Annotated in this window: 13 protein-coding genes; all 13 read left to right on the plus strand. The window is 39.6% G+C overall.

Annotated features, from left to right (window positions below; translation table 11 throughout):
• Positions 1 to 1,134 (plus strand): DUF1735 and LamG domain-containing protein, encoded by a 1,134-nt coding sequence (locus H8796_RS17410; RefSeq protein WP_117933839.1) that lies wholly within the window; start codon positions 1 to 3, stop codon positions 1,132 to 1,134.
• A gap of 154 nt (positions 1,135 to 1,288) precedes the next feature.
• Positions 1,289 to 3,472 carry a DUF4838 domain-containing protein gene (locus tag H8796_RS17415; RefSeq protein WP_117933580.1) on the plus strand — a complete coding sequence of 728 codons (2,184 nt, stop codon included), beginning with the start codon at positions 1,289 to 1,291 and terminating at the stop codon, positions 3,470 to 3,472.
• A gap of 98 nt (positions 3,473 to 3,570) precedes the next feature.
• The gene (locus H8796_RS17420) at positions 3,571 to 4,923 is read left to right on the plus strand and encodes an MFS transporter (RefSeq protein ID WP_117933582.1); all 1,353 of its coding nucleotides are present in this window, start codon (positions 3,571 to 3,573) and stop codon (positions 4,921 to 4,923) included.
• Positions 4,916 to 5,884 carry a 1,4-beta-mannosyl-N-acetylglucosamine phosphorylase gene (locus H8796_RS17425; protein ID WP_117933585.1) on the plus strand — a complete coding sequence of 323 codons (969 nt, stop codon included), beginning with the start codon at positions 4,916 to 4,918 and terminating at the stop codon, positions 5,882 to 5,884. The genes H8796_RS17420 and H8796_RS17425 overlap by 8 nt, the downstream gene beginning before the upstream one ends.
• A gap of 7 nt (positions 5,885 to 5,891) precedes the next feature.
• Positions 5,892 to 8,165: a GH92 family glycosyl hydrolase gene (locus H8796_RS17430; RefSeq protein WP_117933587.1), complete on the plus strand. Its 2,274-nt coding sequence runs from the start codon at positions 5,892 to 5,894 to the stop codon at positions 8,163 to 8,165.
• Between the two features lie 295 nt (positions 8,166 to 8,460).
• On the plus strand, positions 8,461 to 9,354 hold the full coding sequence (locus H8796_RS17435) for a sugar phosphate isomerase/epimerase family protein (RefSeq protein ID WP_117933588.1): 894 nt from the start codon (positions 8,461 to 8,463) through the stop codon (positions 9,352 to 9,354).
• Positions 9,355 to 9,529: 175 nt separating this feature from the next.
• Positions 9,530 to 10,966 carry a DUF4992 family lipoprotein gene (locus tag H8796_RS17440; RefSeq protein ID WP_117933590.1) on the plus strand — a complete coding sequence of 479 codons (1,437 nt, stop codon included), beginning with the start codon at positions 9,530 to 9,532 and terminating at the stop codon, positions 10,964 to 10,966.
• Between the two features lie 29 nt (positions 10,967 to 10,995).
• Positions 10,996 to 14,382: a TonB-dependent receptor gene (locus tag H8796_RS17445; RefSeq protein ID WP_117971583.1), complete on the plus strand. Its 3,387-nt coding sequence runs from the start codon at positions 10,996 to 10,998 to the stop codon at positions 14,380 to 14,382.
• 13 nt (positions 14,383 to 14,395) lie between these two features.
• Entirely contained in the window at positions 14,396 to 16,597 is a 2,202-nt protein-coding gene (locus tag H8796_RS17450) for a RagB/SusD family nutrient uptake outer membrane protein (RefSeq protein WP_117933594.1), read from the plus strand.
• Positions 16,598 to 16,976: 379 nt separating this feature from the next.
• Complete coding sequence (locus H8796_RS17455; RefSeq protein ID WP_117933595.1) at positions 16,977 to 18,716, plus strand: thrombospondin type 3 repeat-containing protein; 1,740 nt, start codon at positions 16,977 to 16,979, stop codon at positions 18,714 to 18,716.
• Positions 18,717 to 18,776: 60 nt separating this feature from the next.
• Positions 18,777 to 19,445, plus strand: coding sequence for a DUF3826 domain-containing protein (locus tag H8796_RS17460; protein WP_117933597.1), 669 nt, complete (start codon positions 18,777 to 18,779; stop codon positions 19,443 to 19,445).
• Positions 19,446 to 19,650: 205 nt separating this feature from the next.
• A complete protein-coding gene (locus H8796_RS17465; protein WP_008999527.1) occupies positions 19,651 to 20,574 on the plus strand; it encodes a glycoside hydrolase family 43 protein in 924 nt (307 codons plus the stop codon).
• Between the two features lie 32 nt (positions 20,575 to 20,606).
• Positions 20,607 to 23,927 (plus strand): glycosyl hydrolase family 65 protein, encoded by a 3,321-nt coding sequence (locus H8796_RS17470; RefSeq protein WP_117933599.1) that lies wholly within the window; start codon positions 20,607 to 20,609, stop codon positions 23,925 to 23,927.
• The last annotated feature ends 52 nt before the right edge of the window (positions 23,928 to 23,979 follow it).

Here is a 23,979-nt window from a genome sequence, read left to right on the forward strand (position 1 = left end):
ATGAAATATATCTATTTATCAAGTCTTATGATCGCATTCTCAACAGTCTTTTTTATGGGATGTGAAAATGCTGAATACAAGGCGCAGACAAACAGTCTTTATATAACGGATGCAGCTGATATAGCCACTGCTGCTACTATCACTATGGATGATGGTGCAGACATTAATGTTGTGGTACGTTTAGCTCAAAAGGTTACGGAAGATGTAGAGGTTGAAATTCAATTTGTTCCCGAATTACTGACCGAATACAATACGATCAGTGGTACAGAATATGAAGTTCTGCCTGCAAACATGCTTCCACAGAACGCTACGGTTACGATTCCGGCAGGTGAAATTAGTGCCAATTATCGGCTTCATGTGAATGATTTTGCAACGAATGGTATTACTTATGCTATTCCCCTTGCATTGGGAAATGTTATCAAAGGTGATGTTACGAAATCAAAAGCTCAAAGCAAATTCATTTATGTATTGGCTAAACCTTTGAATGTTTCTGCTCCTGTATTGCGTGGTAATGCCGGAAATGTATCTACCTTGCCGGCAACAGACTGGGGAATTACGGTAGATGCATGGACATTGGAAGCATGGGTACGTATGGATGGTTATAGTATAAATAACCAAGCTATTTTCACTTCCGGCAGTAATGATCATGAAATCTATATCCGTTTTGGGGATGCCAATAGACCATATAATTATCTACAGATAAAGTCCTTGGGAGGACAGAAACAAACAGCTAGTGATTTGGAGGCAAATACTTGGTATCATTGGGCTTTCGTTTATAATGGAACAACACTTACTATTTATAGAAATGGAAAACAAGATACATTCTTTGACCCTCCTGCGCCGAAAGGTGGAAGCGTTCGTTTTGATTTTATGAAAATAGTTGATAGTGGTAGCTATTTCCGTAATAATTGTACTATGAGTCAGGTTCGTCTGTGGAAAGTAGCTCGTACTGAATCAGAAATTGCAAACAATATGTACTTTGAAGTTAATCCTAAGAATCCAAACTTGATTGCTCTTTGGCCAATGGATGAAGGAGAAGGTACTGCCTTTAGAGATGCAACAGGGAATGGGCATGATGCAACTTCTAATGGTGCTCTTCAGAAGTGGGAACATAATATCAGATTTGATAAATAAAATGTGCTAGACAAATAATTTATATGAAAGAGAAGGATATGTCCATTGCGGCATATCCTTTTTTTATATGTTAAAGTATTCATAATTTTTTAGAACTTCATTCTCCTGAACTGTATTATAATAAATGCTCGTATAAACTTAAATTCTAACAAACATGAAACATTGGTTATTATCTGTTTTGCTGGTGGTGTGTGGTGCCGTTTCAGCACAAGTAACACTAGTAAAAGATGGAAAGAGTAATGCTCGTATCATTGTACAGGACAAGATGCCAGATACTAAGACATCAGCGCAACTCTTACAACATTTTCTCTATCATATTTCGAAAAGCAAGCTTCCAATTGAAAATGATAAAACGCCTCGGAAAGGAGATATACTGATTGGCGGTCAAACTCCGCAAACAGTGACGGAAGATGGTTTCTCTATCTCTACGCAAGACGGTATTTTAAGAATATCAGGAAAAGAAAAAGGAGTTGTATATGGAGTTGTCACTTTGTTGGAACAATATCTGGGAGTTGATTATTGGGGAGAGAATGAATACTCTTTTACTCCTCAAAAGATGGTGATCTTGCCTTTAATTAATAAAGTCGAAAACCCGGCCTTTCGTTATCGTCAGACGCAATGTTATGCCATCCGTACGGATTCTATTTATAAGTGGTGGAATCGTTTAGAGGAACCCAACGAAGTGTTTGCTGCCGGTTATTGGGTACATACCTTTGATAAGCTTCTGCCTTCATCTGTTTACGGGAAAGAACATCCGGAATATTATTCTTATTTCAAAGGAAAGCGCCATCCGGGGAAAGCAAGTCAGTGGTGTTTGAGTAATCCGGAAGTTTTTGAGATTGTAGCTCAACGTGTAGACTCTATTTTCAAAGCTAACCCCGATAAACATATCATGTCCGTCAGTCAGAATGATGGTAATTATACGAATTGCACCTGTGATGCTTGTAAGGCTATTGATGATTATGAAGGGGCACTATCGGGAAGTGTGATTACTTTTCTGAATAAGTTGGCTGCTCGTTTTCCGGATAAGGAGTTTTCTACATTGGCTTATCTGTATACAATGAATCCTCCGAAGCATGTGAAGCCTTTGCCGAATGTGAATATTATGTTGTGTGATATTGACTGCGACCGTGAGGTAACCTTGACGGAGAATGCTTCGGGAAAGGAATTTGTGAAAGCCATGGAGGGATGGTCTAAAATAACCAATAATATTTTCGTCTGGGATTATGGTATTAACTTTGATAATTATCTGGCCCCTTTTCCTAACTTCCATATTTTACAGGATAATATCCGTCTTTTCAAGAAGAATCATGCTACCATGCATTTCTCTCAAATAGCAGGGAGCAGGGGAGGAGATTTTGCCGAACTTCGTGCCTATTTAGTTTCAAAGTTAATGTGGAATCCCGAAGCTAATGTAGACTCTTTGATGCAACATTTCCTACATGGATATTATGGTGAAGCAGCGCCACATCTTTATCAATACATAAAGGTTATGGAAGGTGCATTAATAGGTAGCGGACAGAGATTATGGATTTATGATTCTCCTGTATCACATAAATATGGCATGTTGAAGCCTGCTTTGATGCGTCGTTATAATCATTTATTTGATTTGGCCGAAAAGGCTGTTGCAACAGAGCCGGATTTCTTGAAGCGAGTTCAACGGGCGCGTCTGCCAATTCAGTATTCAGAACTGGAGATCGCACGGACAGAGACAGAAAAAGACTTGGCAGATATAAATAAGAAGTTAGATCTTTTTGAGGAACGTGTGAAAGAGTTTCAAGTTCCTACCTTGAATGAGCGTTCCAACTCACCGATAGACTACTGTAAATTGTATCGGGAACGCTACATGCCACAGAAGGAAAATAGTCTGGCTTTGGGAGCAAAGGTTACTTATATAACTCCTCCTACCGGAAAATATGCAGCGTTAGGAAAGACTGCATTGGTTGATGGTTTGTTTGGTGGAGCAACCTTTGTTGATAGTTGGATTGGTTGGGAAGGAACGGATGGTGCATTCGTTATAGATTTAGGTGAAACGAAAGAAATACATAGTGTGGAAACGGATTTTCTTCATCAAATAGGGGCATGGATTCTTTTCCCTTTAAAGGTGGTTTATTCGTATGCTGATGACGGTGAGCATTATACACACTGGAAAACGATTGATTTGCCGGAAGAGCGTACGGGGGAGGTGAAATTCCGTGGAGTCAAGGCAAAATCAGCAGAACCGGTAAAAACTCGTTATGTAAAAGTAGAAGTCACCGGAACGAAAGAATGCCCGACTTGGCATTACGGCGTGGGACATCCTTCGTGGTTCTTTATAGACGAAGTGATAATAAAATAAAAAAAGTAGGGGGGAGGCGTTAGTAGTTTCCCCCTTTTAGTTGTATTATATATAGATGGGTTAGAAAAATGGATTTTTTCATCTATATACTATGATTTATGCAACAGAATAAAACTGCTTCTCAACGAAACACTATTAGCCCGGCTTGCTGGGTGCCTACCGCTTATTTTGCAATGGGACTTCCTTTCATTGCTATTAATCTGGTTTCAGTTTTCATGTTTAAGGATCTTGGAATTTCGGATACGCAAATTGCATTCTGGACATCTCTAATTATGATGCCTTGGACACTGAAGTTCTTGTGGAGCCCTTTTCTTGAAATGTATAAGACGAAAAAATTCTTCGTATTAATAACAGAATTGTTGAGCGGTGTACTGTTTGGAGTAGTAGCTTTTTCTTTATTCTTCGATTATTTTTTCGCTATAAGTATCTCTACGATGGCAGTGATAGCTTTTAGTGGAGCCACACACGATATAGCTTGTGATGGTGTATATATGGCCGAATTGAACAAAGAAGATCAGGCAAAATACATCGGAGTGCAGGGTGCTTTTTATAATGTAGCCAAATTGGTCGCTAATGGAGGGTTGGTTGCTATGGCAGGAGCATTGGCAGAACATTTTGGAGCGATAGAAGGTGCTTCAATAGATGCTAATAAAGGAGCATATTCATCTGCATGGATGATTATTTTCGGTGTGATTGCTGCAATAATGGTACTAATCGGAATTTACCACATCAGAATCTTACCTTCTACACAAGTACCTGTAACAACTAAAAAGTCGACTTCGGAAATTAAAAAAGAGTTAGTAGCAGTAATAGGGAACTTCTTTACTAAGAAACATATTTATTATTACATCGCTTTTATTATTTTATATCGACTGGCAGAAGGATTTATCATGAAAATAGCTCCGCTGTTTTTGCGTGCTTCAAGAGATGTAGGTGGTTTAGGATTGTCATTAACCGAGATCGGTACGCTGAATGGTATCTTTGGTTCTGCAGCTTTCGTTCTAGGTTCATTGTTGGCAGGAATTTATGTCTCTAAGTTCGGACTGAAAAAGACACTGTTCACTCTCTGTTGTATTTTTAATCTTCCGTTTGTTGCCTATACTTTTTTGGCAGTTGCGCAGCCTACTAATGTGTATCTAATCGGAACTTGTATAACAATGGAATATTTTGGCTATGGTTTTGGTTTTGTCGGACTGACATTGTTTATGATGCAACAGATTGCTCCAGGAAAACATCAAATGTCGCATTATGCATTTGCTTCAGGGATCATGAACCTGGGAGTGATGCTTCCGGGAATGGTGAGCGGTTATCTTAGCGACTTGCTTGGGTATCGAAATTTCTTTATCTATGTATTAATCGCAACTATTCCAGCCTTCCTGATTACTTATTTCATCCCTTTCACGTATGATGATTCAAAAAATAATAATATAAAAAATAACGATTATGAATAAAATTCAAATTCCTTGGGAAGATCGTCCTGTCGGATGTACGGACGTTATGTGGCGTTACTCACAAAATCCAGTTATCGGACGTTATCATATTCCTTCATCTAATAGTATATTCAATAGTGCTGTTGTTCCTTTTGAGGATGGTTTTGCCGGCGTATTCCGCTGCGATAACAAAGCAGTACAAATGAATATCTTCACAGGTTTCAGTAAGGATGGTATTCATTGGGATATCAATCATGAACCTATCCAGTTTAAGGCTGGTAATACAGAAATGATTGAGTCGGAATATAAATATGATCCCCGTGTTACATGGATTGAAGATCGCTATTGGGTGACTTGGTGCAATGGTTATCATGGTCCTACAATTGGTATTGCATACACTTTTGACTTTAAGGAATTTTTCCAATGTGAGAATGCTTTCCTGCCCTTCAACCGTAATGGCGTACTTTTCCCACAGAAAATTGATGGCAAGTATGCTATGTTGAGTCGCCCGAGTGACAATGGACATACTCCGTTCGGTGATATATATATCAGTTATAGTCCGGATATGAAATATTGGGGTGAACATCGCTGTGTAATGAAAGTGACTCCTTTCCCGGAAAGTGCTTGGCAGTGTACAAAGATTGGTGCAGGATCAGTGCCTTTCCTTACTGACGAAGGCTGGTTGCTGTTTTATCATGGTGTTATTACTACCTGCAACGGTTTCCGTTATGCTATGGGAGCTGCCATACTGGATAAAGATCATCCGGAAAAAGTCCTTTACCGTACACGTGAATACCTGATCGGTCCGGCTGCTCCTTATGAACTTCAAGGTGATGTTCCCAATGTTGTATTCCCTTGTGCTGCTTTGCAGGATGGTGAACGTGTGGCTGTTTATTATGGCGCAGCAGATACGGTGGTAGGTATGGCTTTCGGATATATAAAAGAGATTATCGATTTTACTAAGCGAACGAGTATCATTTAATTAAGATATGAAACGTATTATATTAACTTACACACTTGCTTTTTCCCTTCTTTCCGCTTATGCGGGGGAAGGGGGAAGCCCTCCCCTAAAAAATACGGATAAAAGTCTTTTGATAGATTATGTAGATCCTTTTATCGGAACTACTAATTTCGGGACTACCAATCCTGGAGCGATTTGTCCAAATGGTATGATGTCTGTGGTTCCTTTCAATGTGATGGGATCTTCTGAAAATACCTATGATAAAGACGCCCGGTGGTGGTCTACACCTTATGAATATACAAACTGTTTCTTTACCGGATATGCTCATGTGAATTTGAGTGGAGTCGGTTGTCCGGAATTAGGTTCTTTATTGCTGATGCCTACTACCGGAGAACTGAATGTGGATTATAAGGAATATGGTAGTAAGTATAAGGATGAACAGGCTTCACCGGGTTATTATTCTAATTATCTGACTAAATACAACGTAAAAACAGAAGTCTCGGCTACTCCTCGTACCGGTATTGCCCGTTTTACTTTTCCAAAAGGAAAAAGTCATATATTGTTGAATTTAGGTGAAGGATTAACGAATGAGAGCGGTGCCATGCTTCGTCGTGTAAGCGATTGTGAGGTGGAAGGAGTCAAATTGCTTGGTACATTCTGTTATAACCCTCAAGCTGTGTTTCCTATTTACTTTGTATTACGGGTTAAAAAGAACCCTTCTGCAACAGGGTATTGGAAGAAACAACGTGCGATGACGGGTGTTGAGGCTGAATGGGATCCGGACCAGGGAAAGTATAAACTTTATACTCGCTACGGAAAAGAAATAGCAGGAGATGACATCGGTACTTATTTCTCCTTCGACACAGAAGAAGGTGAGCAGGTAGAAGTACAAATGGGAGTTTCTTTTGTAAGTATAGAAAATGCCCGGTTGAATCTGGATCGTGAACAGGCTGGAAAGAATTTCGAGCAGATTCATGCTGAAGCACGCTCCAAATGGAATGATGACTTATCACGTATAACTGTAGAAGGTGGTACGGATGCTCAAAAAACTGTATTTTACACAGCACTTTACCATTTGCTGATTCATCCTAATATTTTGCAGGATGTAAACGGAGAATATCCGGCAATGGAAAGTGATAAGATTCTGACAACAAAAGGAGATCGCTATACTGTCTTTTCTCTTTGGGATACTTACCGCAATGTTCATCAATTGCTGACTTTGGTTTATCCGGAACGTCAGATGGAAATGGTACGTACAATGCTCGATATGTATCGCGAACATGGCTGGTTGCCTAAATGGGAATTATATGGCAGGGAAACATTGACAATGGAAGGTGATCCGAGTATTCCGGTAATTGTAGATACCTGGATGAAAGGTTTGCGTGATTTTGATGTTGATCTGGCTTATGAAGCAATGTACAAATCTGCTACATTACCCGGAGCGGAAAACTTGATGCGTCCTGATAATGATGATTATATGTCTAAGGGATATGTGCCTCTTCGCGAACAGTATGACAATTCCGTATCTCATGCATTGGAATATTATATTGCTGATTTTGCGTTATCTCGCTTTGCAGAGGCTTTGGGTAAAAAGAAAGATGCAGAGATGTTCTACAAGCGTTCTCTGGGATACAAACATTATTATAGTAAAGAATTTGGCACTTTCCGTCCGATTCTTCCGGATGGAACTTTTTACAGTCCGTTTAATCCGAGACAAGGAGAGAACTTTGAACCGAATCCCGGTTTCCATGAAGGTAATTCCTGGAATTATACATTCTATGTGCCACATGATGTATATGGCTTGGCAAAACTAATGGGTGGGAAGAAACCTTTTATTGATAAGCTACAAATGGTTTTTGACGAAGGGCTTTATGACCCGGCAAATGAACCGGATATTGCTTATGCCCATTTATTCTCATATTTTAAAGGTGAAGAATGGCGCACACAGAAAGAGACGCAACGTTTAATAGACAAGTATTTTACTACCAAACCTGATGGTATTCCGGGAAATGATGATACGGGAACGATGTCTTCCTGGGCTATTTTCAATATGATTGGTTTTTATCCTGATTGTCCCGGACTGCCCGAATACACATTGACGACTCCGGTTTTTAATAAGGTAACGATTCGGTTAGATCCGAAATGGTATAAAGAGAAAGAGCTAATTATTGAAACTAATCGCACTCAACCAGGAACTTTATATATTGATAAGGTACTGTTGAATGGTAAAAAGTTTAATAAATATCATATTACACATGATGAACTTGTTCACGGCAAATATTTAAAATTTGAATTGAAATAACACACAGTGTTTCATAGGTATCGTTTTTGGGTTGACAGGGCTGTCGGACTTCTTATGGTCCGGCAGCCCATTTTTTTTACATTTACTTTTATTATTACTTCTCGGAAAATAGCGACGCTATATGCTCGGGATAGTGACGGTATCCGGCTAAGATAGCGTCACTATTTCTCCCGGATACCGTCATTATTTTATTTTCATTAGGCTATACTCTTTCACATATCTAGTTATTCTCTGTATTATAGGTGATTACAAAAATCTTTTTCATACGTCTACTATGTAAATTGTAGGCAATAAGATGAAAACAAGAAGAAAATTATTCAAACATATCCTTTGGATATTAATACTTGCAGAGTGTTTCCCTCTATTAGCGATTGCCGGATCGCAGCAAAAGGAACAACGTTATAAAATAGCTGTATGTGACTGGATGATTCTGAAGCGTCAGAAAATCGGTTCATTTCAATTGGTACACGAATTGAATGGTGACGGCGTCGAACTAGATATGGGTGGCCTTGGCAAGAGAGAAATGTTTGATAATAAATTGCGGGAATCTCATTTTCAGCAGCTATTTCGTGAAACTGCTCAAAAATATCAATTAGAGGTTTCTTCTATTGCTATGTCCGGTTTCTACGGACAGTCTTTTCTGGAACGTGCTAATTATAAAGAGTTGGTTCAAGACTGCCTTCATGCAATGAGAGTAATGAATACTAAAGTCGCTTTTCTTCCTTTGGGGGGGATCGAAACTGGATGGGAAAAGAATTCAGCACTTCGAACAGAAGTTGTAAAACGTTTGAAGGAGGCGGGAGATATGGCTGCTTCTGAAGGAGTAGTTATCGGCATTGAAACTCAACTGGATGCTAAAGGAGATGTAAAACTGCTGAAAGAAATTAATTCTCCGGGAATCAAGATCTATTTTAAATTTCAAAATGCATTGGAGAATGGAAGGGATTTATGTAAGGAATTGAAGATTCTGGGGAAAAAGAATATTTGCCAGATTCACTGTACGGATACAGATGGAGTGACTCTGCCTTTTAATGAACGATTGGACATGAATAAGGTGAAAAAGACTCTAGACAAGATGGGATGGAGTGGATGGCTAGTAGTAGAACGTTCACGTGATAAGGATGATGTGCGAAATGTGAAGAAGAATTATGGCACGAATATTAAGTATTTGAAAGAAGTGTTTCAGTAAAGATAGGAGGATGATTATGATATAGTTAATATTACAAAGAGAGAGAAAAAGCGCAAAATCTATTTTTTATCCTTTTAAGTGATTACATTTTTTTTGATTGTACGTCTTTCCTTAAAAGATCTTTTAGATTTTGAAGATATAATATATTATTTTTGTTTAAATTAAAATTTAATCTATGAAGAGTAAGATGAAGATTAAAAAGACGGTCGTCGGAAGTTTAATTTGCTTGTCGATGATTTTTTCTGTTAGCTCTTGTGCTGGAGATGGTTTTGATAAAGAAACGTTCTCTGGGGGAGTAACAGATACACAATTGCAGTCTCCGGATGCATCTGAAGTGGCGTTTTCCAAACTTCCCGGCACTACTAATGTGAAAGTCACTTGGCCTGTGGTTATGGGTGCGGGAGGTTATCAATTCTCCTTGTATATTGTTGATAATCCCGATAATCCTGTGGCAGTAGTGAAGGATAGCATTATAGACGGATCATCTGTAGTGTGTCCTTATTTGGATGATACCAATTATAAAGCGGAAATTAAAACACTGGGAAACGAGAAATTAAACAATACAGATGCTACTTCGGCTACAGAAACAACTTGGACTACGTTAATTTCGGCGACTTCTATTCCTGATGGAGAAGATTTGGTTGCATGGTTTGCCAATAATCCGGTCACTACAGGGAAAGATACAGAAGTTGCCTTTGAGTTGGAAGCAGGGGGTACGTATACCATTTCTGGAGATTTAGATTTTGGAGTGAATAATGTTCAGTTACGTGGTAATAAATTGAATCATGCTAAAGTGAATTTCACAGGAACTGGAGGTTCCATTATTACGTGTGGTGGAGGATTAGCGTTGAAGTTTATTGATTTTGACTGTAGTGTAGTAGAAGGTGGAACTTTCTTGAAATTTGGTGATGTTCCTGCAGAAATAACGGGAATAGACAGTTATGGAATGGTGACAAATCCTATTATATTCCAGTCTTGCGAAATCAGGAATGTAAAATGTAAATTGGTTAATATTAATAATAAAAAGTATGCTGTACAGAATCTAATTATTAGAGATTGTATTGTAGAGGCTCATCAAGTAGGTGGTGATTCTGGTGATTTTATTGATTTTAACAAACAAAATTCATTCATAAAAGATTTGGAAATCAGTAGCTCGACCTTCTATAGTCATACACGGGTTAATCCGCGTTTTTTACGTTATTCAAATGGAAATGCGACGAAAGCAGGTTGGACAGTTTGTACGATGACATTTAAGAATAATACCTTCTATAATATCTCATATAATGGACAAAGTTTCAACTGCAATAGTTGGACAGGAAGAAATAACTCAATAGTAGTAAGCAAGAATTTGTTCATTGATTCATTCTCTGGCAATTTCAATCGTCGTATAAGAATGCAAAATACCAATGTAGCTGCAACTTATGATAATAACTGCTATTGGTATAATGGAGCATTACCATTAGATGAAACCACAAATCGTGATGATGGCGACAAGAGTACTTCTGCATATGGTGTAGATCCTGTATTTACAAATCCTGCTAATGGGGATTTTACTCCGAGTGCTCCGGAAGTGTTCAGTCATGGTAGTGGTGACCCACGTTGGTTAAACTAAAAAGATTATAAATCTATAATAAGATAAAAATGAAATATAAGAATATACTTGGAATCTGTTTGTGTATACTCTTGGCTTTTATAATGGCGATGCCTGTAATTGCCCAGAATACGAAAACATTTAAAGGTGTTGTTTTGGATGAGACTGAACAGCCTGTTATTGGGGCTTCCGTAAAAGTCGTGGGAACTACTGTTGGGACGATTACTGATTTGGACGGTAATTTCACATTGAATGTTCCAGATGGTAAAGAAGTGGAAATTTCATACATAGGATATTTGCCGCAGCGTTTTTCTGCTCCTTTCAAACTTACTAAAATCATCATGAAAGAAGATGCTCAACAACTGGATGAGGTTGTGGTAGTAGGTTATGGTACACAGAAAAAGGCACATCTGACCGGTGCTATTGCCACCGTTCCTGTTGATGAGATCCAAGATATTTCAAGTGGCGGTTTGGCTAATACGTTGAGCGGTTTGGTCAATGGCGTTTCTGTAAGCGGGGGGGATACACGTCCGGGGCAGAACGCGACCATTTCAGTTCGTCAGACCAGTGATTTGAAAAATATGGGAAATGATAATTTACAACCTTTGTATGTTATTGATGGATATATTTATCCTACGGAGGTAAAAGTAGGAAACTCTTATACAAATCTTGGTGCGGAAGCATTCAATAATCTTGATCCATCAGTAGTGGAAAGTATTTCTATCTTGAAGGATGCATCTGCTGCTGTTTATGGTGCCCGTGCTGCCAATGGAGTTATTTTGGTAACTACAAAGAAAGGTAAATTAGGTACACCAAAGATTTCATATAGTGGAACATTCGGTATTACGGATGAGGTATCTCGCCCCAAAATGTTGAGCGCATATGAATATGGAAAATTGTGGAATGCAGTGCGCATGGCTGATCCGACAGAGACAAGCATTGACCCGTTGAGAGCCATTTTTCAACAGGATGAATTGAATGCCATGAAAAGTTTGAACTACGATTTATTGGATAAATATTGGGAATCTGCATTGACTCAGCAGCATAGTGTGAATTTAAGTGGTGCAACCGAAAGAGCTAGTTATTTTGCCGGTATTTCTTATTTCGACCAAGAGGGTAACTTGGGAAAGCTGGATTATAACCGTTGGAATTACCGTGCAGGTATTGATGTTAAGATTAGCAAATGGTTGAAAGCGAATGTGCAAGTTTCCGGTGATTATGGAAAGAAAAATACTCCATTGAATCAGGTGGGCGGTTCATCGGCCGAGAAGGATTATAATACACTGTTAACTCATCCTTATTATATACCAGAGTACGTGGGTGAATATGCGGTAGCTGCTTACGGTCCTACAAACTCGCAGGTAAGTAATATACAAAATTACAATTTCAATGTTCTCCAGAATAACGGAGATTACAAACGGAATATGTCGTCAAACATGAATGTAAACGCCGGACTGGAATATGATTTTGGATGGAATAAATGGTTGAAGGGCTTGAAATTGAAGTTTACTTACTCGAAGAGTATCAATACAGATAAGACGAATGACTATGGCACTTCTTATGACCTCTATTATTTGGAAACTCGTTCAGGAAGTGGACAGCATCTGTATACTCCGATTGAAGGGGCGGATAACAGTGCATTCGAAAATACAAATTTCTTCTTAGCAAATAGTGGTAAACCTGTAGTAAACTCTAGTACAAGTGATATAACTGGATATTTGTCTCGATCAATGACTCGTTCTGACAATTATCAAATGAACTTTACGGCAACTTATAATAGGGATTTTGGGCCACATTCTGTGGGAGCTTTGTTCTCCATTGAAAAATCAGAATCAGAAACGGAGTATTTGTATGGTATGGTAACTAATCCCTACGAATTTACGACTGGGCAGTCCAATTCGGTAGATTGGAATAGTACACCAAGTACTAATTTTACCCGTTTTGAAACAGGAAATTTATCATATATCGGTCGTTTAAATTATTCTTATGATAACAAATACCTGTTCGAATTTTTGCTTCGTTCAGATTCTTCTACAAAGTTTGCTCCTGAAAACTATTGGGGATTCTTTCCTTCTGTATCAGCAGGTTGGATTGTCTCACAAGAAAAGTGGTTTGCTGATAATGTGAAGTGGGTGGATTACTTTAAATTGCGTGCATCTTTCGGTTTAACTGGGCGTGATAATACGACAGCTTGGCAATGGCTTCAGACCTATGGAACAGACAAGGATAAGGGACCTGTTTTTGGAACAGGTACAACAGATAATGCAGGTAGTCATTTAACTATGAATAAAAATAATGCTGCTATTAATCGGGACGCTCATTGGGATAAGTCTTACAAAGGTAATTTTGGTCTTGATTTCAATGTACTCAATAACCGTTTATCTTTTAATATTGATGCATATTATGAATGGAATCGTGAAATGTTGCTTAGTTATAATGCTTCTGTACCTTCTACAGTGGGTGCTAATTCTGCTAAAGTTAATTACGGTGAAATGAATGCTTATGGTATTGAATTTTCTGCTACATGGAGAGATAAAATCGGTAAGGATTTCAAATATAAGATCCAACTGAATACAGGTCTCAGTGATAATGAGATTTTAGTAAGAGACTGGGACAATCCTGCTACTTATAAGAGCTATAAAAAAGGTGATCGTTTGGACCAGGGGACATGGGGTATGCAGTGTATCGGTATGTTCCGTAATTATCAAGATATAGATGAGTATTTCACCAAATATAATATCACTTCTTATATGGGTTATGCTAAGGAAGATGTAAAGCCGGGAATGCTGATTTATAAAGATGTGCGTGGTGAAAGACAAGCAGACGGTACTTATGCTGCACCCGATGGAGTGGTAAGTACAGAGAACGATCAAGTACGCTTGTCTAACCGGAGCAATCCTTATAGTATGACAATGAATCTGAATGCGGAATGGAAGGGAATCTCACTGACAGCTCAGTTTAATGCAAGCTGGGGTGGCTATAGCTTCTTACCAGACGATGCTATTTCTTTGGGTAATCAAGGTACTTCCGCTAATAAATACAATGATTTGGAATATGCAAATATGCCTTCATTCTGGAATACGGATAATATGTTTGTATACAATGATGTAGTAGATGCAGCTGGAAATATTGTTGTAAAAGCTAATCGCAATGGTAAATATCCGAATTTAAGATGGAGTAGCGTGAATGCAGTTCAGTCTTCCTTTTGGAGAGTAAGTGGTACCCGAATTAAGATGAGCCGTCTGACTTTGGCTTATCGTATACCGTCAAAATATACAAAGATGATAGGCATAGAAAGCTGCCGTTTTAACATAACGGGACAGAATCTATTAAGCTTCTGTAATCCTTATCCAGACAATTTCATAGATCCAATGACTACTTATGGAAATTATCCTACTTTGCGTAAATTTACGGTTGGAGTTAATGTAACATTCTAAAAAGAATAAGATAATGAAAAGAAAAAATATATTTCGTATCAGCATAGCTTTTCTTACAGCAACAGCATTCGCTTCTTGTAGCGATCAGTTCATGGAGGATAAGAAAAATTACGATAGTACTACAGCCGATGCTTATAATTATTGGAGTGGGGCATTGGCACGTGTAGCAGATGTATACAAGGTGTGTTTGCCTGATCCTAAGTCAACACCCAGTTCTATTTACAACAGTACGGGCTTGGCGGATGACCAGTCTAAATCGACCGAAGAATATAGTGGATTTGGAGCTTTTGTAAATCCACTAAGTCCCTTGACTTCCCAAACGGGAAATAACCCTGTACCTGATTATTTTGAGGGGACGAAAGGCGATCCTATTACCTCTGCTTATGGACGTATACGTAATATCAATGATGTCATTGCGGGGGTAGAAGGCAGTACTCTTTCACAGGAAGAGAAGAATGAATTGTTGGGGCAAGTCTATTTCTTTCGTGCATGGTGCTATTATAATCTAGTGAAATGGTATGGTGGCGTGCCTATCATTACAGAAGTACAAGAACCTGTGGAAACTTCAGTTGTTCCTCGTTCTTCTGCAAAAGATTGTTTCGATTTTATTTGTGATGATTTGGAAAAGGCCGAGACATTGTTGGCTCCTTTTACGGGATCTGGTCAATGGATGTCTGGTGATAATTATGGTCGTGTCACTTCGGGTACGGCAGTAGCTTTATTGGGGCGTGTACGCTTGCTTTATGCTAGTCCGTTATTCAATCGTTCAAATGATCTTGCTCGTTGGACACAAGCCTACAACGATATAAAGAGATCTATTGATGTACTGACAGCGGCCGGATATGATTTGGCAAATGAAAGTAATCCCGGTGTGAACGCTTCAGGATGGGCTAAAATATTTGCTGAAGTTCCCAGTACGGAAGCCGTTTTTGTTACACTTCATAATACGCTTACAGAGGGTACACCGGATTATCGCAAGAATAATACATGGGAGCAAGGTATTCGTCCTTCCAATGCTTTAGGTGGAGGAGGTAAGACTCCTTCGGCAATGTTAGTTGATATGTTCCCTATGGCAGATGGAAAAGTTCCTGTTTCTTGTAATACGTATACTACATTGACTAGATCCGAATTAGTTTGCGATCCAAAGTTTCCTTTTGTTGATCGTGACCCGCGTTTCTATCGTACATTTGCTTTTCCTGGTGTTCGTTGGGCGTTTACAGGTGATCCGCGTTTGGCAGAAAATCAAAATCCGTACGATGGTCCCAATTATGAGCTTTGGAATTATACTTGGTATACGGATGCAGCTTATGTAGATGATGTAGAAGCAACTAGTGATGTGACTTATGGAGCAGATGCTTTATTGAAGAATGTAAAAGGCTTTTATATCCGTAAGCGTTCAGATGATATGGATGTGAATGCTACTGCGCGTTATGTTTATGCTACTACTAGTGGTTTTACTCGTTCTGCTGCTCCATATATGGAAATCAGATATGCGGAGGTGTTGCTTAATTATGCAGAAGCAGCATGTAATGCAGGTGATTTAGGTGTCGCTGTTGAACAATTACAAAGAATTCGCGCACGTGTGGGTTATACTGCAGAAAATAATTTCGGGTTAGAGGCTGGTTTAAGCGGAGATCAAGCGAAGTGTATGGCTGCTATTTTGTACGAACGTCAGATAGAACTGGCTTATGAGGGGAAACGTTTTGATGATATGCGTCGTTGGATGCTGTTTGATGGTGGTGCGACTTTGCCTGACGGAGCACCCGTTTCCTGGAAGCTGACTGGCTGGGGAGGAAATACTTGTACATATCTTGGATTCAAACCTTTGAATGGACAGCGTCGTGAGAATCTGGAGTTCCGTGTGAACATAGATGGTGGCAGTGGAGTTGGAGTTGGTGGTACAACCGTTGATTCAGATCCATTGGTAAAAGCTGGTGTTACACGTCCGGCAGCTATGGATTTGAGAAAAGAACTAACCAATGAACAAGAAAGACTGAAGACATTTTATGAAGCTAACTTAACTCGTAAAACAAAGAAAGGAGATTCATATAATGACAGTCATTCAGAATTGTATATTACGTTTCTTCCTAGATATTATTTCCTTGGCTTCAATCAAGGCATTCAGGGTAATAACTCTACGTTACAACAAACTATAGGTTGGGGAGATTACATGAATGGTGGCTCCAATGGTACTTTTGATCCGCTTGCGGAATAAGAGGCGGATACTGGAAAAAGTTCAGCCATGAAATAGGTAAACGCCTACCGAACTTTAAAAGGTACTCTAGCCGTAAAAAACGATAAAAGATCACCGATTCTCTATTCTTTTCCTGAAAAGATAGTGAGGACCGGTGATTTTTTATTGATTTTGAGATTACAAATAGCAAGAATGTCCAAATTAAGGTCAACTATTAGACGTAGTAACTATTTTGAAATGATAAACGGGAATTTTAATAATATTCTGTTAGTTTATCATTGATCGTCTTGAAATAAAACAGATAAGAAACAGTTTTTTTCCCTCTACTGATTACAAATCTTTTTCTCTTTCGTCTTATTATTGTATTTTTGAATTAACAACTTCACTAAACCAAATAAAAATGAAGAAGAAACATGTATTATTAGCAGCTTTTGCTGCTGCAATGTTGACTCCGACTGTTGCATGGGCGCAATACCCACAAATAACCGACGAAGCCAAAGAAAACTATAAAAAGATGATGACTGAAGAGCGGAAGCGCTCTGATGAAGCATGGGCGAAGGCACTGCCAATAGTGCAGAAAGAAGCAAAGGAGGGACGTCCTTATATTCCTTGGGCTAGTCGTCCATGCGATTTGCCACAAGCGAATATCCCGGCATTTCCTGGAGCAGAAGGTGGCGGTATGTATAGTTTCGGTGGTCGCGGCGGTAAAGTAATTACTGTGACTAATTTGAATGATCGTGGACCTGGATCTTTCCGTGAAGCTTGTGAAACAGGGGGCGCTCGTATTATCGTGTTCAATGTGGCAGGTATTATCCGTTTGGAGTCTCCGATTATAGTTCGTGCTCCTTATGTTACCATTGCAGGACAAACGGCTCCCGGGGATGGCGTTTGTATTGCCGGCGAATCATTTTGGGTAGATACACATGATGTTGTTGTGCGCCATATGCGTTTCCGTCGTGGAGAAACAAAGGTTTGGCATCGCGATGATTCTTTCGGAGGTAATCCGATCGGTAATATCATGATAGACCATTGTTCTTGCTCATGGGGATTGGATGAGAATATTTCTTTCTATCGCCATATGTATGATCCTAGTGAAGGTCAATATGAAAGCAAAGATTTGAAACTTCCTACTGTAAATGTGACTATTCAGAATACAATCTCTGCAAAAGCATTGGATACATACAACCATGCATTTGGTAGCACCTTGGGAGGTGAAAACTGTGCATTTGCCCGTAACCTGTGGGCTAGTAATGCAGGACGTAACCCTTCTATCGGTTGGAATGGAATATTCAACTTTGTCAATAATGTAGTGTTCAACTGGGTTCATCGTTCTTCTGACGGTGGTGATTATACCGCAATGTTCAATATGATTAATAACTACTACAAACCGGGACCTGCTACGCCGAAAGACTCTAATGTGGGACATCGTATCCTGAAACCGGAAGCCGGACGTAGTAAATTGAACTATAAGGCATATGGACGTGTATATGCTGATGGAAACATCATGGAAGGTTATCCTGCCATTACAGCGGACAACTGGAAAGGTGGTATTCAGATTGAAGACCAATCAAATACTGACGGATATACTGAAAACATACGGAGCTATCAACCGTTTGAGATGCCGTATATTAATATTATGGGTGCTAATGATGCCTATGATTATGTATTGAAACATGCAGGTGCAACTATCCCTTGTCGTGATATTGTAGATGAACGTGTGATTGAAGAGGTGAAAACAGGCATTCCTTATTATGAAAAGAAACTTCCGAAAGATGCTTATGGCGATCTGACCGGCTTGTCTCCTAAATCAATGGGTGAAGACGGACAGTTCAAATATCGTCGTTTGCCGAAAGACTCTTATAAGCAGGGTATTATTACTGATATTCGTCAGATGGGTGGATTCCCTGAATATAAAGGTACTCCTTATGTAGATACAGACGGTGACGGTATGCCGGATGAATGGGAAATTGCCAATGGCTTGAATCCGAATGATCCGAGTGATGCTAATAAGGATTGTACAGGTGACGGATATACTAATATTGAAAAATATATCAACGGTATCAGCACAAAGCATAAAGTAGATTGGAGAGATATGAAGAACAACTACGATACATTGGCTGAAAAAGGAAAATTAATGTAATCGCCGGTAAGATGCCGGAGCCAAGTTTTCTTTCGGCATCTTACTTTAAAAACAATATCAATGAAAAAGATACTGATACTATCATTGCTTTTTATTTTTGGTTGGATGTCCGCACAGGCAATCGACTTAAATAAAGAGAATCGTGATCCTGAATATGTGAAGTCTATTGTCGGCCGATCCCAGAAGATCGTTGATAAACTTGGGCTTACAGATGCGAAAATTGCCGAAGACGTTCGTAATATCATAGCCAATCGTTACTTCGAATTAAATGATATTTATGAAGTAAGGGATGCAAAAGTCAAGAAGGTAAAAGATTCAGGGTTGACCGGCGATGCTAAAAATGAAGCACTGAAAGCTGCCGAAAATGAAAAAGATGCGGCATTATACCGTTCACATTTCGCTTTTCCTGCCGATTTATCCCTCTTTCTTGATGAAAAGCAAATAGAGGCGGTGAAGGATGGCATGACTTATGGAGTAGTGAAAGTGACTTATGACTCACATCTGGACATGATTCCCACTTTGAAAGAAGAAGAAAAAGCCCAAATATATGCTTGGCTGATAGAGGCACGTGAATTCGCATTGGATGCAGAAAATTCGAACAAGAAACACGCTGCTTTCGGAAAGTACAAAGGACGTATCAATAATTATCTGGCTAAACGTGGATATGACCTGAAGAAAGAACGTGAGGAATGGTATAAACGTGTAAAAGCTCGTGGAGGTTCTCTATAATAAAAAAATAAGATACTATAAAAAGAAGCGAAATTCTTTCCCATTGTAAATGGTTAGTTTGTTTGATGGTGGAAAGGGTGGCTCGGAGAGTCGCCCTTTTATCATATATAAATTTTGAATCTGGTGATTCTTCCGTTATATTTGAGTACAAATTAGACTTATTATCGTCTCCTCTGTATAAAGGATACAATTATAGAATATAGAAATGAAAAAGTTAAGAAATACATTAGCTGCAATAAGTCTTCTGTTTTTGGCTTCTTGTGGAGGTAACAAAGACTACTATATGTTCACTTCATTTCATGAACCGGCTGATGAGGGATTGAGATACTTATATAGTGAGGATGGAATGCATTGGGATAGTATTCCGGGAATCTGGTTGAAACCGGAATTGGGGCAGCATCAACTAATGCGGGACCCTTCAATGGTGCGCACTCCGGATGGAACTTACCATTTGGTCTGGACTACAAGTTGGAAAGGTGATTTGGGATTTGGTTACGCACATTCCAAAGACCTGATTCACTGGTCGGAGCAACAGATGATTCCTGTAATGGCAGACGAACCGACTACCATTAATGTATGGGCTCCGGAGATTTTCTATGACGACGAGAGTGAACAGTTTATGGTTGTATGGGCCTCTTGTGTCCCCGGGCGTTTTGAAAAGGGGATAGAGGAAGAGAATAACAATCATCGTTTATACTATATCACTACAAAGGATTTTAAGACAGTTTCGAAAGCAAAACTTCTGTACGACCCGGGATTCAGCACCATTGATGCTGTCATCGTGAAACGGGCGAAGAATGACTATGTCATGGTGCTTAAGGATAATACCCGTCCGGAGCGCAATCTGAAAATCGCTTTTTCCGATTCTATGACCGGACCTTATTCGCCGGCATCACAGCCTTTTACAGAATCCTTTGTAGAAGGACCGTCTGTAGAGAAGTTGGGCGATGATTATTTAATCTATTTTGATGTGTATAAGAAAAAAATATATGGTGCTATGCGTACAAAGGATTTCCGGAACTTTACAGACGTAACAGAAGAAGTAAGCATCCCTGTGGGGCATAAGCATGGAACAATATTCAAAGCTCCGGAATCACTAGTAAAGGCATTGCTGGAAGAAAAGAAATAAATCCGGAACTAATTTAAAATCAGAAATAAATCATGAACAACTCTGCTAAAATTCTTTTTGTACTGGCTGCCGGATGGTTGACTACTACAGCCTTTGCACAAGATAGAATCCATTATACAGGAAAAGAATTATCAAATCCTGCTTATCACGACGGGCAACTGTCTCCGGTAGTCGGAGTGCATAATATTCAATTGGTACGTGCTAATCGCGAACATCCGGATGCTTCGAACGGCAATGGATGGACTTATAATCACCAGCCGATGCTCGCTTATTGGAATGGCCAGTTTTTCTATCAGTACCTGGCAGACCCTTCTGATGAACACATACCGCCTTCACAGACTTTTCTGATGACTTCGAAGGATGGATATCACTGGATGAATCCGGAAATAGTATTCCCTCCTTATAAAGTGCCCGATGGATATACCAAAGAATCTCGTCCGGGTGTGCAGGCCAAAGATCTGATTGCCATTATGCACCAACGTGTTGGATTCTATGTCTCTAAATCCGGCAAACTGATTACAATGGGGAATTATGGAGTTGCTTTGGATAAAAAGGATGACCCCAATGATGGAAACGGTATTGGCCGCGTAGTTCGTGAAATAAAGAAAGACGGTTCTTTCGGACCGATCTATTTCATTTATTATAATCATGGATTTAATGAAAAGAATACCGATTATCCATATTTTAAGAAAAGTAAGGATCGTGAGTTTGTGAAAGCTTGCCAGGAAATTCTCGATAATCCGCTGTATATGATGCAGTGGGTGGAAGAAGCCGACCGTGAAGATCCTCTCATTCCGTTGAAGAAAGGATATAAAGCATTCAATTGTTATACATTGCCGGATGGACGTATTGCCAGTCTTTGGAAACATGCACTTACTTCTATCAGTGAGGATGGCGGACATACCTGGGCAGAACCGGTGCTTCGTGCAAAAGGCTTCGTAAATAGCAATGCAAAAATCTGGGGACAACGTCTAAGTGACGGAACGTATGCTACAGTATATAATCCATCGGAATTTCGTTGGCCGCTAGCTATCTCTTTGAGTAAAGATGGATTGGAATATACGACATTAAATTTAGTGCATGGTGAAATCACTCCAATGCGCTATGGAGGAAATTATAAATCATACGGTCCCCAATATCCACGTGGTATTCAGGAAGGTAATGGAATACCTGCAGATGGTGATTTATGGGTTTCTTACAGCGTGAATAAGGAAGATATGTGGATTTCCCGCATTCCTGTTCCGGTAGAGATAAATGCTTCAGCACATGCGGACGATGATTTCTCAAACAATAAATCAATTGCAGAACTGACTGACTGGAATATTTATTCTCCGGTTTGGGCTCCGGTTTCTCTGGAAGGTAAATGGCTGAAACTGCAAGATAAAGACCCGTTTGATTATGCTAAAGTGGAACGAAAAATACCGGCTTCTAAAGAGTTGAAAGTATCATTCGATTTGAAAGCCGGGCAAAATGATAAAGGTACCCTTCAGATTGAATTCCTGGATGAGAATGGAATAGCATGTTCCCGTATGGAACTTACTGATGATGGAATTTTCCGAATGAAAGGTGGCTCTCGGTTTGCAAATATGATGAAATATGAAGCAGGAAAGGTTTATCACGTGGAAGCAGTTCTTTCAACTGCCGATCGTAATATTCAAGTATATGTAGATGGTAAAAGAGTAGGACTGCGTATGTTCTACGCACCTGTGGCTGCTGTTGAACGGATCGTATTCCGTACCGGTGTACCTCGTACATTCCCGACTGTAGATACTCCTGCCGATCAGACTTATGATCTGCCCAATGCAGGTGCACAAGATTCATTGGCAGAATATGGTATTGCCCATGTGAAAACATCTTCTATGGATAAAGATGCATCTTCTGCTTTTTTAAAGTATGCTGACTTCAGTCATTATGCAGACTATTTCAATCACATGGAAGATGAGAACATCGTTCAGGCAATTCCTAATGCAAAAGCCTCGGAATGGATGGAGGAAAATATTCCTTTGTTTGAATGCCCGCAACATAACTTTGAAGAGATGTATTATTATCGTTGGTGGTCATTGCGTAAGCATATCAAAGAAACTCCTGTAGGATATGGTATGACGGAGTTCCTCGTTCAGCGTTCCTATTCTGATAAATATAACCTGATCGCTTGTGCGATCGGACATCATATTTATGAGAGCCGTTGGTTACGTGACCCGAAATATCTGGATCAGATTATTCATACATGGTATCGTGGCAATGACGGCGGTCCGATGAAGAAAATGGATAAGTTCAGCTCATGGAATGCGGATGCTGTATTGGCCCGTTATATGGTAGATGGGGATAAAGATTTTATGGTGGATATGAAAAAAGATCTGGAAACTGAATATCAACGTTGGGAACGTACGAACCGTTTGAAGAATGGATTGTACTGGCAGGGGGATGTACAGGATGGTATGGAAGAATCTATCAGTGGTGGACGGAAGAAAAAATATGCCCGCCCGACAATCAATAGTTATATGTATGGCAATGCCAAAGCACTTTCATGTATGGGAATTCTTTCCGGTGACGAGGGGATGGCTATGAAATATGATATGAAAGCAGACACGTTGAGAAATCTGGTAGAAAATGAGTTGTGGAATACCCGTCACCAGTTTTTTGAAACGATGCGTACAGACTCTTCAGCAAATGTCCGTGAAGCAATCGGATATATTCCCTGGTATTTCAACCTGCCGGATACAACAAAAAAATATGAAATTGCCTGGAAGGAGATTATGGATGAAAATGGCTTCTCTGCTCCTTACGGATTGACTACTGCAGAGCGTCGTCATCCGGAATTCCGTACACGTGGAGTGGGTAAGTGTGAGTGGGACGGAGCTATCTGGCCGTTTGCTTCTGCACAGACATTGACAGCAATGGCTAACTTTATGAATAATTATCCGCAGACCGTATTGTCTGACAGTGTATATTTCCGTCAGATGGAATTGTATGTGGAGTCACAATATCATCGTGGTCGTCCTTACATTGGCGAATATTTGGATGAAGTGACCGGTTATTGGTTGAAAGGGGATCAGGAGCGCAGCCGTTACTATAATCATTCTACTTTCAACGATTTGATGATTACAGGACTGATTGGACTTCGTCCGCGTCTGGATAATACAATTGAAGTAAATCCGTTGATCCCTGTCGACAAATGGGATTGGTTCTGCCTGGATAATGTACTATATCACGGTCATAATCTGACGATTCTTTGGGATAAGAATGGCGATCGTTATCATTGCGGAAAAGGATTACGCATTTTTGTTGATGGTAAAGAAGTCGCCCATGCAGATACATTGACAAGAATTGTTTGTACAAATGTTCTTGAATGATAAATTTTAGGCACGGATTACACTGTTGCTTTACGCGATCATATTTCTAAAA

Origin of the sequence: Bacteroides sp. M10, assembly GCF_014334015.1 — a bacterium.
GTDB lineage: Bacteria > Bacteroidota > Bacteroidia > Bacteroidales > Bacteroidaceae > Bacteroides > Bacteroides intestinigallinarum.

Bases quoted from the DNA above. Each gene is read 5' to 3' on its own strand.
- H8796_RS17410 (WP_117933839.1), top strand. From the start codon at position 1: ATGAAATATATCTATTTATCAAGTCTTATGATCGCATTCTCAACAGTC.
- H8796_RS17415 (WP_117933580.1), top strand. From the start codon at position 1,289: ATGAAACATTGGTTATTATCTGTTTTGCTGGTGGTGTGTGGTGCCGTT.
- H8796_RS17420 (WP_117933582.1), top strand. From the start codon at position 3,571: ATGCAACAGAATAAAACTGCTTCTCAACGAAACACTATTAGCCCGGCT.
- H8796_RS17425 (WP_117933585.1), top strand. From the start codon at position 4,916: ATGAATAAAATTCAAATTCCTTGGGAAGATCGTCCTGTCGGATGTACG.
- H8796_RS17430 (WP_117933587.1), top strand. From the start codon at position 5,892: ATGAAACGTATTATATTAACTTACACACTTGCTTTTTCCCTTCTTTCC.
- H8796_RS17435 (WP_117933588.1), top strand. From the start codon at position 8,461: ATGAAAACAAGAAGAAAATTATTCAAACATATCCTTTGGATATTAATA.
- H8796_RS17440 (WP_117933590.1), top strand. From the start codon at position 9,530: ATGAAGAGTAAGATGAAGATTAAAAAGACGGTCGTCGGAAGTTTAATT.
- H8796_RS17445 (WP_117971583.1), top strand. From the start codon at position 10,996: ATGAAATATAAGAATATACTTGGAATCTGTTTGTGTATACTCTTGGCT.
- H8796_RS17450 (WP_117933594.1), top strand. From the start codon at position 14,396: ATGAAAAGAAAAAATATATTTCGTATCAGCATAGCTTTTCTTACAGCA.
- H8796_RS17455 (WP_117933595.1), top strand. From the start codon at position 16,977: ATGAAGAAGAAACATGTATTATTAGCAGCTTTTGCTGCTGCAATGTTG.
- H8796_RS17460 (WP_117933597.1), top strand. From the start codon at position 18,777: ATGAAAAAGATACTGATACTATCATTGCTTTTTATTTTTGGTTGGATG.
- H8796_RS17465 (WP_008999527.1), top strand. From the start codon at position 19,651: ATGAAAAAGTTAAGAAATACATTAGCTGCAATAAGTCTTCTGTTTTTG.
- H8796_RS17470 (WP_117933599.1), top strand. From the start codon at position 20,607: ATGAACAACTCTGCTAAAATTCTTTTTGTACTGGCTGCCGGATGGTTG.